14 protein-coding genes and 2 tRNA genes are annotated in these 15,703 nt (G+C 71.9%); 5 read left to right on the forward strand and 11 right to left on the reverse strand.

All coding sequences use genetic code 11. The features are described from left to right. Positions 1-93 precede the first annotated feature (93 nt). The gene (locus tag NRK68_RS16485) at positions 94-1,065 is read left to right on the forward strand and encodes an SMP-30/gluconolactonase/LRE family protein (protein ID WP_257856106.1); all 972 of its coding nucleotides are present in this window, start codon (positions 94-96) and stop codon (positions 1,063-1,065) included. On the opposite strand, the gene NRK68_RS16490 is transcribed toward NRK68_RS16485, so the two are convergent. The 3 genes from NRK68_RS16490 to NRK68_RS16500 form a co-directional block, all read right to left on the reverse strand. Beyond that, a complete protein-coding gene (locus NRK68_RS16490; protein ID WP_030956977.1) occupies positions 1,023-1,388 on the reverse strand; it encodes a PH domain-containing protein in 366 nt (121 codons plus the stop codon). The two genes, NRK68_RS16485 and NRK68_RS16490, sit on opposite strands and share 43 nt — an antisense overlap. A 195-nt stretch (positions 1,389-1,583) precedes the next feature. Continuing rightward, positions 1,584-1,656 (reverse strand) — tRNA-Arg (locus NRK68_RS16495). Between the two features lie 259 nt (positions 1,657-1,915). Beyond that, a tRNA-Ser gene (locus tag NRK68_RS16500) sits at positions 1,916-2,006 on the reverse strand. Between the two features lie 186 nt (positions 2,007-2,192). On the opposite strand from NRK68_RS16500, the gene NRK68_RS16505 reads away from it, so the two are divergent. From NRK68_RS16505 to NRK68_RS16515, 3 genes are all read left to right on the forward strand, one after another. Next, the gene (locus tag NRK68_RS16505) at positions 2,193-2,618 is read left to right on the forward strand and encodes an SSI family serine proteinase inhibitor (RefSeq protein ID WP_257856107.1); all 426 of its coding nucleotides are present in this window, start codon (positions 2,193-2,195) and stop codon (positions 2,616-2,618) included. Positions 2,619-2,738: 120 nt separating this feature from the next. After that, positions 2,739-6,080 carry a PAS domain-containing protein gene (locus tag NRK68_RS16510; RefSeq protein ID WP_257856108.1) on the forward strand — a complete coding sequence of 1,114 codons (3,342 nt, stop codon included), beginning with the start codon at positions 2,739-2,741 and terminating at the stop codon, positions 6,078-6,080. A 13-nt stretch (positions 6,081-6,093) separates the two neighbouring features. Continuing rightward, a complete protein-coding gene (locus tag NRK68_RS16515) occupies positions 6,094-6,669 on the forward strand; it encodes an antibiotic biosynthesis monooxygenase (protein ID WP_257856109.1) in 576 nt (191 codons plus the stop codon). Between the two features lie 21 nt (positions 6,670-6,690). Here the strand turns inward: NRK68_RS16515 and NRK68_RS16520 are convergent, their stop codons facing one another. From NRK68_RS16520 to NRK68_RS16555, 8 genes are all read right to left on the reverse strand, one after another. Beyond that, the gene (locus NRK68_RS16520) at positions 6,691-8,340 is read right to left on the reverse strand and encodes a long-chain fatty acid--CoA ligase (RefSeq protein WP_257856110.1); all 1,650 of its coding nucleotides are present in this window, start codon (positions 8,338-8,340) and stop codon (positions 6,691-6,693) included. A gap of 152 nt (positions 8,341-8,492) precedes the next feature. Then, the gene (locus NRK68_RS16525) at positions 8,493-9,026 is read right to left on the reverse strand and encodes a SigE family RNA polymerase sigma factor (protein ID WP_183066323.1); all 534 of its coding nucleotides are present in this window, start codon (positions 9,024-9,026) and stop codon (positions 8,493-8,495) included. Between the two features lie 136 nt (positions 9,027-9,162). After that, positions 9,163-10,329 carry a lipid-transfer protein gene (locus NRK68_RS16530; RefSeq protein ID WP_257856111.1) on the reverse strand — a complete coding sequence of 389 codons (1,167 nt, stop codon included), beginning with the start codon at positions 10,327-10,329 and terminating at the stop codon, positions 9,163-9,165. After that, on the reverse strand, positions 10,326-10,709 hold the full coding sequence (locus NRK68_RS16535) for a MaoC family dehydratase (RefSeq protein ID WP_257856112.1): 384 nt from the start codon (positions 10,707-10,709) through the stop codon (positions 10,326-10,328). Before NRK68_RS16535 ends, NRK68_RS16530 begins: the two co-directional genes overlap by 4 nt. Further along, positions 10,706-11,737 (reverse strand): acyl-CoA dehydrogenase family protein, encoded by a 1,032-nt coding sequence (locus NRK68_RS16540; protein WP_257856113.1) that lies wholly within the window; start codon positions 11,735-11,737, stop codon positions 10,706-10,708. The genes NRK68_RS16535 and NRK68_RS16540 overlap by 4 nt, the downstream gene beginning before the upstream one ends. After that, positions 11,737-12,687 carry a bifunctional MaoC family dehydratase N-terminal/OB-fold nucleic acid binding domain-containing protein gene (locus NRK68_RS16545; protein ID WP_257856114.1) on the reverse strand — a complete coding sequence of 317 codons (951 nt, stop codon included), beginning with the start codon at positions 12,685-12,687 and terminating at the stop codon, positions 11,737-11,739. The genes NRK68_RS16540 and NRK68_RS16545 overlap by 1 nt, the downstream gene beginning before the upstream one ends. Beyond that, a complete protein-coding gene (locus NRK68_RS16550; protein ID WP_257856115.1) occupies positions 12,684-13,835 on the reverse strand; it encodes an acyl-CoA dehydrogenase family protein in 1,152 nt (383 codons plus the stop codon). The genes NRK68_RS16545 and NRK68_RS16550 overlap by 4 nt, the downstream gene beginning before the upstream one ends. A 398-nt stretch (positions 13,836-14,233) precedes the next feature. Continuing rightward, positions 14,234-14,665, reverse strand: a complete 432-nt coding sequence (locus NRK68_RS16555; RefSeq protein ID WP_257856116.1) for a DUF6344 domain-containing protein — start codon at positions 14,663-14,665, stop codon at positions 14,234-14,236. 474 nt (positions 14,666-15,139) lie between these two features. Here NRK68_RS16555 and NRK68_RS16560 point away from each other — a divergent pair, with 474 nt between their 5' ends. Further along, positions 15,140-15,565, forward strand: coding sequence for an SCO4225 family membrane protein (locus NRK68_RS16560; RefSeq protein WP_257856117.1), 426 nt, complete (start codon positions 15,140-15,142; stop codon positions 15,563-15,565). Positions 15,566-15,703 lie beyond the last annotated feature (138 nt).

The raw sequence follows: 15,703 nt of genomic DNA on the forward strand, positions 1-15,703 counted from the left end.
ATGGGCCTGACAACCCTTGCGAAGACGGTACATGATCCTGCAATCTCACCCTCAGACCGAACAGAATTCGGTAGTACTTCCTCAGGGGGAATCATGTCTGCCATAGCCGACCTCACTTTGTACGAGATTCTGGACGAGCGCTTCAAGACGGGCCGCTGCGCCAACGGCGACGCCCGGCTGGAGCGGCTCTACGACGACTGCCGCTGGGCCGAAGGCCCGCTGTACCTGCCGGCCTGGCGGCAACTGCTGTGGAGCGACATCCCCAATGACCGGATGCTGCGCTGGGACGAGGCGACCGGCACGGTCTCCGTCTTCCGGTCACCCGCCGGCCACTCCAACGGCAACACCCTCGACCGCGAGGGCCGCCTGATCTCCTGCGAACAGGGCAACCGGCGCGTGACCCGCACCGAGCCCGACGGCAGCATCACCGTGATCGCCGACCGCTTCGACGGCAAGCGGCTCAACAGCCCGAACGACGCGGTGGTCCGCTCGGACGGCTCCATCTGGTTCTCCGACCCGGACTTCGGCATCACCAGCGACTACGAGGGCCACCGCGCGCCCGGCGAGATCGGCGCCTGCAACCTCTACCGGGCCGATCCCTCGACCGGCGAAGTGCGCCTGGCCGCCGACGGCTTCCTCGGCCCCAACGGCCTCGTCTTCTCCCCCGACGAGAGCGAGCTGTACGCGGCGGACACCAGGGCGGGCCACATCCGCGCCTTCAAGGTCACCGACGACGGCACCCTCACCGGCGACCGTGTCTTCACCACCTGCCCCGGCGTCGACAACATCCGCTTCGACGACGAGGGCCGACTGTGGACGGCCGCCATGGAGAACGGCGTCCACTGCTACGCCACCGACGGCACCCTGATCGGCCGCCTGCGCGTCCCCGAGCCCGTCTCGAACATCGCCTTCGGCGGCCCCAAGAACAACCGCCTCTTCATCACCGCCACCACCTCCCTCTACTCGCTGGTGATGTCGGTGACCGGCCTCCCACGGGTCCTCCGAGGCGGCCGGACAGCCGACTACCGGGCGACGAACTGCGTCAGGATCGCCTGCACCTCGTAGATGTCGACGCCCTTGGTGAAGGTCTTCTCGATCGGCGTCGGGCTGCCGGATATCCAGATCTTCAGCTCGGCGTCGAGATCGAAGTGGCCGGCGGTCTCCACGGAGAAGTGCGTGATGCTGCGGTACGGGACGGAGTGGTACTCCACCTTCTTACCCGTGAGCCCCTGCTTGTCGACGAGCACCAGGCGCCGGTCGGTGAACAGGATCGTGTCCCGGATCAGCAGGAAGGCGGCGTGCACCTGCTCCCCCTGCCCCAGCAGCCGCGCGTAGTCCCGCTGCGCCGACACGGGGTCGACGGTGTGCGCATTCCCGAACAGTCCCATGATTGCCCCCGTTCTCCAGCTTCGGACGATCTCCAAGAACCGTACCGACGCCGCCGGGTGGTCGACGTCCCCCGCCGGAGCCATCCCGCCCCTGACATCTTCCGGGGGACCCCTCCCCATCAAGGAGGACAGGCATACCGAAGACGGGTATACGACAGAGGCCCCGGACTTTCGTCCGGGGCCTCTGCCCTGCTGTGCACTCGGCAGGATTCGAACCTGCAACCTTCTGATCCGTAGTCAGATGCTCTATCCGTTAAGCTACGAGTGCTTGAGCTTCCCGGGGTTTTTCGCCCCGTTGGCCTTGCGAGAACAACAATACATGGACCTCGCCGGGACGCGAAATCCATTAGCCAAACCCCAGCTGACCTGCGGAAACGCCCCGGATGAAGATCGTCCGTATGAGGTGGCGCAAGGGACGGACAGCGGTCGGGCAACGCTCGCAACCGGCCGGAACACCCCCGGCGGGCGCAGAGACTCCGGAACGCATCGAAGCCCCGGTCCTGATGGACCGGGGCTTCGATGAACTGCGGAGGCGGAGGGATTTGAACCCTCGATGGGTGGTAAGACCCAAACCGCATTAGCAGTGCGGCGCCATAGACCGGACTAGGCGACGCCTCCAGCACACCCCCGCGTACGAAGGTGCGTGCAGATGATGACACAGGCGCAGGGCCCCTCACCAATCCGCTCCCACGGTACTAGGCGGGACGGGCCGAGGGCAAAGCCTTAAAGGCCCCGCCGCACGCAACATCGGCGGGCCCCCGTCGTTGGTCAGGCGTATGACCCACGGACGACCTGGAGTGCCCCATGCTGCGTCTCGCCGCCTTCGCCGTCACCTCGGCCCTGGCCACCGCTGCCGCCGGGCCGCTGCCCCCACTGCCCCTGGGACAGCTGCTGGCGACGCCCGACCGGCTGACCATGACCATGGCCGACACCGGCAACCGGCAGCTGGACCGGGAGTACACGCTCGAATGCGGCCCCGTCGGCGGTGACCACCCCGAGGCCGAGGGTGCCTGCGCCCGGCTGGACCAGCTGGCCGCGGAGGGCCGCAACCCCTTCGCGCCGGTCCCCCCGGACCGGATCTGCACCAAGCAGTACGGCGGACCCGCCACCGCGCGCATCACCGGAACGTGGAACGGACACAAGGTGAACGCCACCTTCCGCCGGACGGACGGATGCGAAATCAAGCGCTGGGACGACTTGGAACCTCTGCTTCCGAGTGGGCGTTCCTGACCTGGGAGGATGCCCGGAAGGGGCGTCGTCGGCCGCACATCGGCCACCTCGCCGCGGGCCCGTGGCCTTAGACTCCTCCCGTGACTTGCCGGTAGTCGTTGGTCAGGGAGGAAGCTCGTCGTGAGCAGCAGGCCATCCCGAGGCGCTGCTCGCCTCGCAGCAATACTCGACGCCCTTCCGGACGCGCTGTTGCTCGTCAACGCCAACGGCACGGTCGTCAACGCCAATTCGATCGCGCTCGAGGTCATGGAGAGCCCCGGCACCGGACTGGTCGGCCGGGGCGTGCTCGACCTCCTGCCCGATTTCGACTCCAAGCTGATCCCCGGCTCCATGCGCCGGCCCGGCGAGGACGACGGCGGTCGCACCAAACCCAAGCGGATGGTCGCCCGCCGCACCGACGGCTCCGAGTTCCCCGTCGAGGTCACCAGCGCCCACCTCGACGGCCGCGACGCCTACCGCGAGCCGCAACCCGCCTACACCGGTGACGAGCTGCTGATGCTCGTGGTCCGCGACCTCTCGCAGACCGTTGACACCGAGGCCGAGCTGGCCCGCTCCCAGCGGCAGACGGAGATGATCCTGCGCGCCGCGGCCGAGGGCGTGGTGGGCACCGACACCGACGGCCGCGTGGTGCTCGTCAATCCGGCGGCCGCCCAGATCCTCGGCTACCGCGCCACCGACCTCGGCAACCGCGAACTGCACGGCCTGGTCCAGCACTCCCGCGCCGACGGCTCGCCGTTCCCCTTCGAGGAGTCCCCGCTCGCCGACACCCTGCGCAGCGGTCGCAAGCACCGCGTGCGCGGGCAGGTGCTGTGGAACAAGGCCGGACAGCCGGTCGCCGTCGACCTGACCACCTCTCCCGTACGGGACGGGGAGCAGCTCGTGGGCGCCGTCATGACCTTCACGGACCGGCGGCCCTATGACGCCCTGGCCAGGCGGCACGCGCAGCTGATCGCCGTCCTCGGTGACTCCCTGCGCGGGCCGCTGGACGAGCTGCGCGGCGAGCTGGCGACGCTGGCGGCCGACGACGCCGGTCAGCTGTGGCCGGAGGCCAACCAGCTGCTGCACCACCTGGCCGCCGGGTACTCGCGGATGACCACCCTGGTGGACAACGTGCTCGGCTTCCAGCGCCTGGACGCCGGCCGCGACAAGCTCGCGAAGAAGAAGGTCCTGATCAACGGCGTGGTCACGGCCGGCGTCGACGGCGCGGTCGAGCTGATCGGGCCCGGTCGTGCGCAGTTCGCCGTCCACGCGCCGACCATCGAGGCCGAGGTGGACGCCGAGCGGATCTCGACCGCGCTCGCGCACCTGGTCGCGGACGTCGCCGGGGTGGACGCCACCGGCAAGACCCGTCAGGGCAGCGGCTACAGCGACTCGACGATCGTGGTGGCCGCCGCGCAGCGCGGCGATGTCGTACGGATCGAGGTGCGCGGCCCCTACGAGGGCGGCAACCCGGTCCACGAGCCGATCGTCCGGGGCATCGTGGCCGCGCACGGGGGCGTACTGCAGACGGTGGAGGTCCCGGGCGCGCCCGGCGGGGCCTATGTGCTGGAACTCCCGCTCGGCGCGGGTGCCGGGACGGTGACGCTGCCCGATCCGCCGGAGGAGCCCCCGGCGGGCAACGGGCCGGACGGCGCCGGGACGGCCGAGGGTGCCGCCCCCGGCCGGGTCTCCGGCGGCCGGCGGGGCCGGCGCGGGGTGGACGCCTTCCTGGAGGACGAGACCTCGGGTCCGCAGGCCGGTCAGGCCGGTCAGGGCGGGGGCGCGCTGGCGCTGCCGTCGGGCCGTCGGCGGGCGGGCGAGGCCGCCCCGCCCTCGGGTCCCGAGCTCGCGCAGTCCCCGGTGAACCCCGCGGGTCTCGGAACCGGCCGCCGGCGCGGCCGGGCCGGTGACGACAGCGGTGAAGGCGGCCCCGAAGGCCAGGGCGGCCCCGGCCGGCCCGTGCAGCCGCAGGGCACCGCCATGCCCGCGCTCCCGCCCGTACCCGCGGTGCCCCCCGTTCCGGTGTCCGAGCACCCCGCCGGCCGACGGCGGGCGCTGGGTACGGCCGGGCCGGCGCAGCCCGGCGGGCCGGTACCGGCGACGGGGCTCGGCCCGACGCCCGCTCCGGCACGGCCCATCGCTCCGGAGGGCGGCTTCGCGCTGCCCGCCGGCCCGTCTCCGGTTCCCTCCACCCCCCAGACCCCCGCGGTGGCCGGCACGTCCGTGGCGGTCCCCGAGGGCGAGGGCGGACCCGACGCCGAGGCACCGTCCGGGCGGCGTGGCCGCCGGGCGCTGGGCGCCCCGGGAGCCGAGCCCGAGACGCCGGCCGCACCGTCCGACGCGCCCGCCGAGAACCCGACCGGGCGGCGGCGCGCGCTGGCCGGCGCCCCGGCGGCGTGGCCGGCTCCGGCCGCCCGTACCGGTTCCGAGGACGACGGGGCCTCCGGCCAGGTCGCGCTCCCCGGAGCCCGCCAGCCGCAGGACGCACCGGCGCAGGGGCAGGCCGCGCAGCCGATCAGCGTGCGCGCTCTGGGCACCCTCGGCCAGGGCATCGCCGTCGACCCCGCCGCGGCGGGGCCCGCCACGGGTTCCGGCTCCGGCCGCCGTCGCCGGCTCGCCGAGCCCGGGGCGCAGGGCCGGGCCTTCGCGATAGGGGCCCCCGAGGCCGGTTCCGACGAGGGCCCCGAGCCGCTGGACGGCCCGGGTGGTGCGGTCGAGGTCGTCAACCGGCCCGTGCCGCAGCCCGTGGACGACGAACTCCCGCCGGAGCCGCTGGACAACCCGCGCCGGCTCCTGGTGTGGCCGGCACCCGACGTGCAGACCCAGCAGGCGCTCAGCGACCGCGGCTACCGCCCGGTGGTCGTGCACTCGCGTGAGGAGGTGGACGCGCAGATCGCCGCCTTCCCGGCCGCTCTGTTCGTCGACCCGCTGACCGGGCCGATCACCCGGACCGCGCTGCAGTCGCTGCGGCAGGCCGCCGTGGCCGCCGAGGTGCCCGTACTGGTCACGGCCGGGCTGGGGCACGCCACGCGCGAGGCGGCGTACGGTGCCGATCCGGCCGTGCTGCTGAAGGCGCTGGCACCGCGGGACAGCGAGCAGCATCCCTCGCGGGTCCTGCTGATCGAGGAGCACGACGAGATCGCGACCGCGCTGACCGCGGCCCTGGAGCGGCGCGGGATGCAGGTCGCCCGGGCGGGCGCGGACACCGACGCCGTGGAGCTGGCGACGCGGATGCGGCCCAACCTGGTGGTCATGGACCTGATGCAGGTCCGCCGTCGGCGGGCCGGGATCGTGGACTGGCTGCGGGCGAACGGACAGCTGAACCGCACCCCGCTGGTGGTCTACACGGCGACCGGCATCGATCCGGCCGAACTGCCGCGGCTGGCCTCGGGCGAGAGCGTGCTCTTCCTCGCCGAGCGGGCCACCACGACGGACGTCCAGGGTCGCATCGTGGACCTGCTCGCCAAGATCGGCACCAACTAGCGATCCTGGCCCGATGGCCATCATCAACACGACCGAGCACACCGTCCCCGCCGACAACGGGGAGGTGAACCTGCTCATCGCGCGACAGGTGGAACCGGGACACGAGGAGACGTTCGAGGCCTGGGCCCACGGGATCCTGGAGACGGCCGCCGGTTTTCCGGACCATCTGGGCTACGGGCTGTTCCGCCCTGCGACGGAGGGCGGGCCGTGGTTCCTGGTCCACCGCTTCCGCAACCAGGCCGCCTTCCAGCGCTGGCAGGACTCTCCGGAGCGGGCCCAGTGGTTCTCCAACTGCCTGGGCCACCACCACAGGGAGATAGCCCGGCGGGAACTGCAGGGCATGGAGACCTGGTTCGCCATGCCGGGTACGACCCGGCCCGCGCCGCCGCGGTGGAAGATGGCGATCAGCTCGGGGCTGGCCATCTTCCCGATCTCGCTCGCCGGCAACGCGGTGCTCGGGCCGTACCTGGTGGATCTGCACTTCGTGCTGCGGACGGCCGCCTTCGCCGTCGTCTTCAGCACGCTGATGACCTACGTGGCCATGCCCGCCGTCAGCAGGCTGCTGCGGCCATGGCTCACGCGGGACTAGCCCCCGGCCGGGCGGGCGGCATCAGGCGATCTTGGTGACTTCCAGTGCGCCGTCCGCGTACTGCTGCCGGATCACCTTCTTGTCGAACTTGCCGACGCTGGTCTTCGGGACGGCGTCGATGATCGTCCAGCGCTCCGGCAGCTGCCACTTGGCGATCGACTGCGAGAGGAACTCGCGCAGCCCCGTGTAGTCCACGGTCGCACCGGGCTTGAGGACGACGGTCGCCAGCGGCCGCTCGCCCCACTTCTCGTCGGGAACGGCGACCACTGCGGCCTCGGCGACCTCGGGGTGCGCCATGAGGGCGTTCTCCAGATCGACGCTGGAGATCCACTCTCCGCCGGACTTGATGACGTCCTTGGCACGGTCGGTGAGAGTGAGGTAGCCGTCGGGGCTGATGACGCCGACGTCACCGGTCTTGAGCCAGCCGTCGGCGCTGAACTTGTCCTCGGGCCGGAAGGGTTCGCCGGAGGCACCGCCGTAGTAGGCGTCCGCGATCCAGTTGCCGCGCACTTCGAGCTCGCCGGCCGACGCCCCGTCCCAGGGCAGCAGGTCGCCACCGGGGCCGACGAGACGTGCCTCCACACCGGCGGGGAAGCGGCCCTGCGTGATCCGGTAGGGCCACTCCTCCTCGGCGCTCAGACCGGCCGGCGGGTGCGCCATCGTGCCCAGCGGGGAGGTCTCCGTCATGCCCCAGGCGTGGCAGACGCGCACACCGAGCTTGTCGTAGGCCTCCATCAGGGAGGGCGGACACGCGGCACCGCCGATGGTGACCTGCTTCATCGAGGTCAGGTCGCGCGGGTTGGCGGTGACCTCGGCCAGCAGACCCTGCCAGATGGTGGGGACGGCCGCGGCGTGCGAGGGCTTCTCCCGCTCGATCATCTCGGCGAGCGGGGCGGGCTGCAGGAAGCGGTCCGGCATCAGCATGTTGATGCCGGTCATGAAGGTGGCGTGCGGCAGGCCCCAGGCGTTCACGTGGAACTGCGGAACCACCACGAGGGTGGTGTCCTTGTCGGTCAGACCCATCGACTCGGCCATGTTGACCTGCATGGAGTGCAGGTAGAGCGAGCGGTGGGAGTAGACGACGCCCTTCGGGTCCCCGGTGGTGCCGGAGGTGTAGCACATCGCGGCCGCCTGGCGCTCGTCCAGCTCCGGCCACTCGTAGCTGTCGGAGCGGCCTTCCAGGAGCTCCTCGTACTCGTGCACGCGCACGTTCAGGCCGTCCAGCACGGAGCGGTCGCCGATGCCGGCCACGACGACGTGCTCGATGGTCGGCAGGTGCGGCAGCAGCGGCGCGAGCAGGGGCAGCAGCGTGCCGTTGACCAGGACCACCCGGTCGGCGGCGTGGTTGACGATGAAGACCAGCTGCTCCGGGGGAAGCCGCAGGTTCAGGGTGTGCAGGACCGCGCCCATGGAGGGGATCGCGAAGTACGCCTCGACGTGTTCGGCGTTGTTCCACATCAGGGTGGCGACCCGGTCGTCCTGCTGCACCCCGAGCTCGTCGCGCAGGGCGCCGGCGAGGCGGGTGGCGCGGAGGCCGATCTCGGCGAAGCTGCGGCGGTGTGGCTCTGCCTCCCCGGTCCAGGTCGTGACCTGGGACTTTCCGTGGATCGTCATCCCGTGACGGAGTATGCGGGTGACGAGGAGCGGTACGTCCTGCATGGTGCTGAGCAAAGCGTCCTCCCGGTGAGCGCTGCGGCGCTGCGGCGGCTACGGATGCAGCAGATTCTGCGCACGTACCGGTCGGTCTGTCACTACCCGAGGGTAGAAACCGCTTCGTGTTTCACGTGAAACATCCTCTCGTTTCACGTGAAACATCGCCCGCCTCAGCGGACCGGGGTGAGCTCCGGGTCCTCGCGGAGCTTGCCGAGCGCGCGGGAGACGGCGCTCTTGACCGTACCCACCGAGACCCCCAGCAGCTCGGCGGTCTGTACCTCGCTCATGTCCTCGTAGTAGCGCAGGACGACCATGGCCCGCTGCCGGTCGGGCAGCCGGGTCACCGCACGCCACATCGCGTCGCGCAGCGCCTGGGCCTCGGCGGGGTCGGAGGAGGGTGCCTCCTCGGTCTCCGGGAGCTCGTCGCACACGAACTCGTCGACCTTGCGCTTGCGCCACTGGGAGGTGCGGGTGTTGACCAGGGTCCGCCGGACATAGCCGTCCAGGGCACGGTGGTCCTCGATGCGGTCCCAGGCCACGTACGTCTTGGCGAGGGCTGTCTGGAGCAGGTCCTCGGCATCGCACGGGTTGGCGGTGAGGGAGCGCGCGGTGCGCAACAGGACCGTGCCGCGGGTCCGGACGTACGCCGAGAACGACGGGTACGGCGTCGGGTTCGAGGCGAGCGTGCACACAGGCGGGGTCATGTCTCCACGCTAGGAGCGCCCGTCGGCCCTGGAATCGCCCGCAGGTGCCGATGGGGGATCCACCTCAGGTTGTAGGAGTAGGGCCACCCCCACCGCCTGAAGGTGGAGGGGCGGGGCCCGGGCAAGGACCGGGGTCTCAGCCGTCGGCGCCGAGGATCAGCCCGGACGTCGGCACCCCGGTTCCGGCCGTGACGAGTGCGTGTGAGGCCCCGGCCACCTGGTTGACGGAGGTGCCGCGCAGCTGGCGGACGGCTTCGGCGATGCCGTTCATGCCGTGCAGGTACGCCTCTCCGAGCTGCCCGCCGTGGGTGTTGAGCGAGAGCGCGTCCGCGGCCACGAAGTCGGCGGCCTCGCCCGGCTTGCAGAAGCCGAACTCCTCCAACTGCATCAGCACGAAGGGCGTGAAGTGGTCGTAGAGGATGCCGACGTCGATGTCGGAGGGCCGCAGCCCGCTGGTGCGCCACAGCTGGCGCGCGACCACGTCCATCTCCGGCAGGCCGGTCAGGTCGTCGCGGTAGAAGGAGGTCATGCCCTCCTGGCGGCGTCCCGCGCCTTGCGCCGCCGCGGTGATCACGGCGGGGGCGTGTCGCAGGGCGCGGGCCCGTTCGGTCGTGGTGACGACGAGGGCCTGGCCGCCGTCGGTCTCCTGGCAGCAGTCCAGCAGCCGCAGCGGTTCGACGATCCAGCGCGAGGCGGCGTGGTCGGCGAGGGTGATCGGCTTGCCGTGGAAATAGGCGGCCGGGTTGTTCGCGGCGTGCCGGCGGTCGGTGACCGCCACGTGCCCGAAGGCTTCGGGGGTGAGGTGGTAGGCGTGCAGGTAGCGCTGGGCTGCCATGGCCACCCAGGAGGCGGGGGTCAGCAGCCCCCAGGGCAGGGACCAGCCCAGCGCCGCGCCCTCCGCCGAGGGCTCACGCTGCTGGACGCCGGAACCGAAGCGGCGTCCGGAGCGCTCGTTGAACGCGCGGTAGCAGACGACGACCTCCGCGACACCGGTGGCAACGGCGAGGGCGGCCTGCTGGACGGTGGCGCAGGCAGCGCCCCCGCCGTAGTGGATGCGGGAGAAGAAGGACAGCTCCCCGATGCCCGCCGCCTGCGCGACGGTGATCTCGGGGCTGGTGTCCATCGTGAAGGTGACCATGCCGTCGACGTCGGCGGGGGTGAGCCCGGCGTCGTCGAGCGCCGCGTGCACGGCTTCGACGGCGAGCTTGAGCTCGCTGCGGCCGGAGTCCTTGGAGAACTCGGTCGCGCCGATGCCGGCGATCGCGGCCCGGCCGCCGAGCTCGTCCCGGGTGCGGACGCTCATGCCGACACCTCCGCGACAACCGTTCCCGACACGTGGTGGCCGATGCCGTTGGCTCCGACGACCCGGATCTCGACGGTGCTGCCGAGCACGGCGGTGACGGTGCCGGTGAGGGTCATCGTGTCCCCCGGATAGTTGGGGGCGCCGAGGCGGATGGCCACCTTGCGCAGCACGGCCCGGGGCCCGAGGTGGTCGGTGATGTAGCGGCCGACCAGACCGTTGGTGGTCAGGATGTTCATGAAGATGTCCGGGGAGCCCTTCTCCCGTGCCAGCGCCGTGTCGTGGTGCACGTCCTGGAAGTCGCGGGAGGCGATCGCGCCCGCGACGATCAGCGTGCGGGTGACCGCGATCTCCAGCGGCGGCAGCGTGTCGCCGACGTTCATGCCTGTTCTCCCTCGGCTATCGAAGCTCCCAGCTCGGCCAGCAGCTCGCTGCCGCAGCCCAGGTAGGCGTCCAGCTGCCGCCCCCACAGGAAGTGCCTGTGGACGGGGTGGTCCAGGTCGGCGCCCATGCCGCCGTGCAGGTGCTGGCCCGCGTGCACGACCCGCTTGCCCGCCTCCGAGGCCCACCAGGCCGCCGTGAGCGCGTGCTCGTGGGCCGGGAGCCCCTGGTCGATGCGCCAGGCCGCCTCGTAGGTGGTCACGCGGATCGCCTCGGTGTCCATGTGGGCGTCGGCCGCGCGCAGCATGACCCCCTGGTTGGTGGAGAGCGGCCGGCCGAACTGCTCGCGGGTGGAGGTGTATTCCACCGCGCGGGCGAGCGAGCCCGCGCAGACGCCCGCCTGGAGCCCGGCGAAGGCGGTGCGCGCCGCGGCGAGGGTGTGCTCGTAGGCGCCGTCGGAGCCGATGCGTTCGCCGTCGGCCCCGCTCAGGGCCAGTCGGCCCGCGGACCAGGGGGCGGTGGTCTCGACGGGGGACGTCCGCACGCCGGGCGCGTCGGTCCGTACGAGCCACAGGGCCCGGCCGGTGTCCGGTACCAGGACGTGCGTGGCGTCGCGCAGCCAGGGGACGGCGGGGACGGTGCCGGTGAGCCGGCCGCGCTCGGCGGTGATCCGGCCGCGCGCCGGGAAGGCTCCGGTGGCCACCGCCTCCCCGCTGCCGAGCGCGGGCAGCAGACGGGCGCGCTGCTCCGGGCTGCCGTGGGCGGCCACCGGGAGGATCCCGTACACGCAGGTGGCGGCGTAGGGGACCTGGGCGGTGGTGCGGCCCTGCTCCTCCAGCAGCAGGACCAGCCCGACCAGGCCGATCTCCTCGACGGCTGCGGTCAGCCCGGCGACGGTGAGTGCTTTCCACAGTTCGGTGTCGCTGCCGGTGCCGGTGGCGGCGAGGCGTTCGTGGGTCGCGAGATCGGAGAAGATCCGGGCGGCGAGGCCGGCCGCGGCGGCCTGTTCCTCGGTGGGGTGGAAGTCCATCAGCCCTCGCTCCCGCGGAAGACGGGGAGTTCGAGGTCGTCATCGACGCGCTGGAACTCCAGTCGGACGGGCATGCCGATGCGCACCTTGTCGTACGGGACACCGGTGATGTTGCTGATCATGCGGACCCCTTCGGCGAGCTCCACCAGCGCGACGGCGTAGGGCGGATCGAAGGCCGGGAACGGCGGGTGGTGCATGACGACGTAGCTGAACACGGTGCCGTCGCCGCAGGCTTCGACCGTGTCCCAGTCCGGGCTCGCGCAGGTGTTGCAGCCGGGGAGCCAGGGGAAGCGGAGTGTGGTGCAGGAGGTGCAGCGCTGGATCAGCAGCCGGTGGTCCCGCACCCCGGCCCAGAAGCCCTGGTTGTCGCGGTTGACCACGGGGCGGGGGCGTTGCACCCCGGTCTTCTTCCCACGGGGTTCGGGTTGCTTCGCCGGCCGTTGTGCGGGGGCGTACTTGAGGATCCGGAAGCGGTGCGTGCCGACGGGCTCCCCGCCCGCCCGGACGTCCATGCGGGTCGTCACGAAGTGGCCGGTGCCGAGCTTGGTCGTCTTGCGCGGTGACACGGACTCGATGACGGCGTCGAAGGTGATCGTGTCGCCGGGGCGCAGCGGGCGGAGATACTCCTGTTCGCAGTCGGTGGCGACCACGGAGGTGAAGCCGGCGCCGTCGAGGAGGGCGAAGAGCTCGTCCTGGGCGGAGGAGCGCTCGGAGTGGCCGGAGAGCCCGCCCATGGTCCAGGCCTGCAGCATGGTGGGGGGAGCGATGGCGTCCGGTCCGGTGTAGGCGGGGTTGGTGTCGCCCATCGCCTCGCACCAGTGGCGGATCATCGGCTCGTTGACCGCGTCCTTGCCGCGGCCGGCGACGGCGGCCGGCTGTCCCTCGAAGGCCGCCAGCAGTGCGTGGAACCGGGCTGCCTCCTCGGCGGTACCGGTCGCGTCCGCCGTCATCGCTTCCTCCCCTTCATGCCGAGCCGCATCATGGCGACGATCTCCCGCTGGACCTCGCTCACTCCGCCGCCGAAGGTGTTGATCTGGGCGGCCCGGTTCATCCGTTCGAGTTCGCCGCCCGCGAAGGCCGCTGGACCGCGTACGAGCGCCTCCTCGCCCACCACCTCCTGGCACATCCGGTACACCTCGACGGTGGACTCGGTGCCGAGGAACTTCACGCCGCTGGCGTCGCCGGGAGCCAGGCTGCCGCTGCCCACGTCCTGGACGAGACGCCAGTTGAGGAGGCGTACGGCGGCCAGCCGGGCGTGGGCCTCCGCGAGCCGGGACCGTACCCAGGGCAGGTCGGCGGGCCGCTCCCCGGTGGCCGGGTCGGGGGTGCGGGCGTGCCGGAGGGCGCGCTCGTAGAAATCCTCGGCCTGCATGCCGATCGCGGCGAGGGCCACGCGCTCGTGGTTGAGCTGGTTGGTGATCAGCCCCCAGCCTCCGTGTTCGGGGCCGACGAGGTTCCCGGCCGGCACGCGGACGGAGTCGTAGTACGTCGCCGTGGTCGTGAGCCCGCCGACGGTGTCGATGGGGGTCCACGAGAAGCCGGGGCCGGCGGTGGGCACGAGGATGATCGAGATGCCCTTGTGCTTCGGGGCCCGGGGGTCGGTGCGGCAGGCGAGCCAGATCCAGTCAGCGTTCTGGGCATTGGAGGTGAAGATCTTCTGTCCGTCGATCAGCCAGTCGGCGCCGTCGCGGACCGCCCGGGTGCGCAGTGCGGCAAGGTCGGTGCCGGCTTCGGGCTCGGAGTAGCCGATGGCGAAGACGGTCTCACCCGCGAGGATCCGGGGGAGGAAGTAGTCCTTCTGTTCCTCGGTCCCGTACTTCATCAGGGTCGGGCCGACGGTGTTGAGCGTGACCATGGAGACGGGAGCGCCCGCCCGGTAGGCCTCGTCGAAGAAGACGAACTGCTCGTCCGCGCCGCGACCCTGTCCGCCGTACTCGACGGGCCAGCCGAGGCCGAGCAGCCCGTCGGCGCCGATGCGGCGGAGCAGTTCCCGCTGGCGGGCGGGGTCGTCGGGGGCCCCGTCGGGCAGGAGTTCCTTGAAGTACGCGCGCAGTTCGGCACGGAGCCGCAACTGGCCTTCGGTCGGGGCGAGGTGCACGGCGCAGGCCTCCCGGCATCCACATCGTCGAGGTACCTGACTGTCCGTCAGATCTGCCCGCGGTGTCAAGGTCGGAAGGGCCGGGCATGCGCGAGGGCGCCCGCGCTACCGGACCCCAGCCGGTCCGGTCGCAGAAGCGTTCCGCCAGACCGCCGCTTGCGGACATGCCGAAAAGGGCCGCGCCGTCCGGGAACCCCACCGTCTCCCGGGCCTGCGGCCCTGCCATGCCAGGCTTCACGCCCCCTGCACGCTCCCCGGCGCAACGCCGGGGTGATCCATCCGTGCCCCGCTGCCGGGGCACCACGCGGCGCGATCCGCGGTCACGACCGACCGGGCTCCAGCGCCTGCGTACGTCGCTGCTTCTGCGTTCCTGCTTCGTCCGGACCGCCCGTACGGGGCTACGCGGCGAGGGCCAGCGTCTCGCGGGCGGCACCTGCTGCACCCATGGCACGTGCGGCGCGGAGTGCGCGGGGGGCGGGTACCGCGGGAGGCGTCAGGGCCCGAGCAGCGGTTCCCGGGGCGGCGCCCATGGCCGCGGCGGTGGTCGAGCGACGGACACCGGGGGTCTTGCCGTGGGCCTCGGCCCGGATGCGCTGCTTCAGGGTCGGCGGCAGCGAACCGCCCCGCATCATCTGCCGCCAGCTCCGCGGGGCCGAGACGGCCGGCCGGCGGACCGGGGTGGCGACGGTGGCCGCCGTGGCCGCGGAACCGCCGGCGGTGGAGGCGGCGGCCGGGGCCGCCTTGCCGCCGAGGCCGAGGGCGGAGAGGACCGCCACGAGGGCGGCGAGGACGGAGGTCCAGATCGACGTGAGGGCGGTGCGGTGAGCCATGACGGAGTGCCTCGATTCGCGATGTTCGGACGGGCGGATCTGAATACATTCGTCATGATGTGGGGGCAACCGCACTGCGCTCATCACACGCGCCGATCTTCTGACAAACACCACTCGGAAGGCCCAATCCGGTCTTTCGTCCCGTCTCCCTCCCCCTGTCGGCCGGGCTTCCGGGGCCGCCCGGCACCGGGCCCGGCCCGGGGTCACGGCCCCCGCACACCGCCGGCCGACCGGCAACCCGAGAATCCCCCGCACGCCCTGCTCCGACATGGGGGGATACGTGGCGCGGTGTCCCCGGCGTGCTTGCTGTGCACGGCTCCGACCAGGTACGCGCGGCCGAGCAGGATGAGTAGGCGTACTCAGGTGGCGGCCCTCGGCAGCTTCGAGACTGGGCGCAGGTCGAACGGAGCGGGACGGGAACGGAACGGAGCGGGGAACGTCATGGTGCGGCGCTGGTCAAAGCCTCAGATGTGGGTGCCCGGTGGATACCTGGCCCTGGTGGTCGCGATGCTGGTCTACATCGCGATCGGCAGCCGGACGGGCGACATCGGGTTCTTCGGAGTCTGGCCGATCCTCGCCACCGCGCCGGTCAGCCTCCTTCTGCTGAGCACCTTCGGACCCGGCTCGGACGCCCTGGACGAGCCGGCCCCGGACAGGGGGCCCACCTACGAAGGCTCGCAGCCGCCGCCGGAGCCGCTGCCCACGGAGTTCCCGCCGGAGTCCGCCCCGCACCCCTCGGACTGGGCACCGGACACATCCGTCGACACCAAGCTCGACATGGGGGCCGAATTCGGCTTCTACGGTGCGGTCCTGTTCAGCGCCCTGGTCAACGCCGCGGCAATCTGGGCCCTGCTCCGCTACATCGCGCGCCGGCGCGACGCCAGGAGTATGCAGCTCTAGCGTCGTGATCCTGGCCCCACAGATGGCCTCCACGCTGGTGAACAGCGGGATACGGGTGCATCGAGGCGAGCCAGGGTGAGCAGGGAGGGCGGGCACCCGATTCGGGTACCCGCCCTCTGACCTGCTACTTCACTGACC

The sequence above is a fragment of the Streptomyces yangpuensis genome (assembly GCF_024666385.1).
In the GTDB taxonomy this organism is placed as follows: domain Bacteria; phylum Actinomycetota; class Actinomycetes; order Streptomycetales; family Streptomycetaceae; genus Streptomyces; species Streptomyces yangpuensis.

Coding starts and splice junctions, on each gene's coding strand:
- NRK68_RS16485 (WP_257856106.1), top strand. CDS start 94: ATGTCTGCCATAGCCGACCTCACTTTGTACGAGATTCTGGACGAGCGC.
- NRK68_RS16490 (WP_030956977.1), bottom strand. CDS start 1,388: ATGGGACTGTTCGGGAATGCGCACACCGTCGACCCCGTGTCGGCGCAG.
- NRK68_RS16505 (WP_257856107.1), top strand. CDS start 2,193: ATGCTGCGTCTCGCCGCCTTCGCCGTCACCTCGGCCCTGGCCACCGCT.
- NRK68_RS16515 (WP_257856109.1), top strand. CDS start 6,094: ATGGCCATCATCAACACGACCGAGCACACCGTCCCCGCCGACAACGGG.
- NRK68_RS16525 (WP_183066323.1), bottom strand. CDS start 9,026: ATGACCCCGCCTGTGTGCACGCTCGCCTCGAACCCGACGCCGTACCCG.
- NRK68_RS16530 (WP_257856111.1), bottom strand. CDS start 10,329: ATGAGCGTCCGCACCCGGGACGAGCTCGGCGGCCGGGCCGCGATCGCC.
- NRK68_RS16535 (WP_257856112.1), bottom strand. CDS start 10,709: ATGAACGTCGGCGACACGCTGCCGCCGCTGGAGATCGCGGTCACCCGC.
- NRK68_RS16540 (WP_257856113.1), bottom strand. CDS start 11,737: ATGGACTTCCACCCCACCGAGGAACAGGCCGCCGCGGCCGGCCTCGCC.
- NRK68_RS16545 (WP_257856114.1), bottom strand. CDS start 12,687: ATGACGGCGGACGCGACCGGTACCGCCGAGGAGGCAGCCCGGTTCCAC.
- NRK68_RS16555 (WP_257856116.1), bottom strand. CDS start 14,665: ATGGCTCACCGCACCGCCCTCACGTCGATCTGGACCTCCGTCCTCGCC.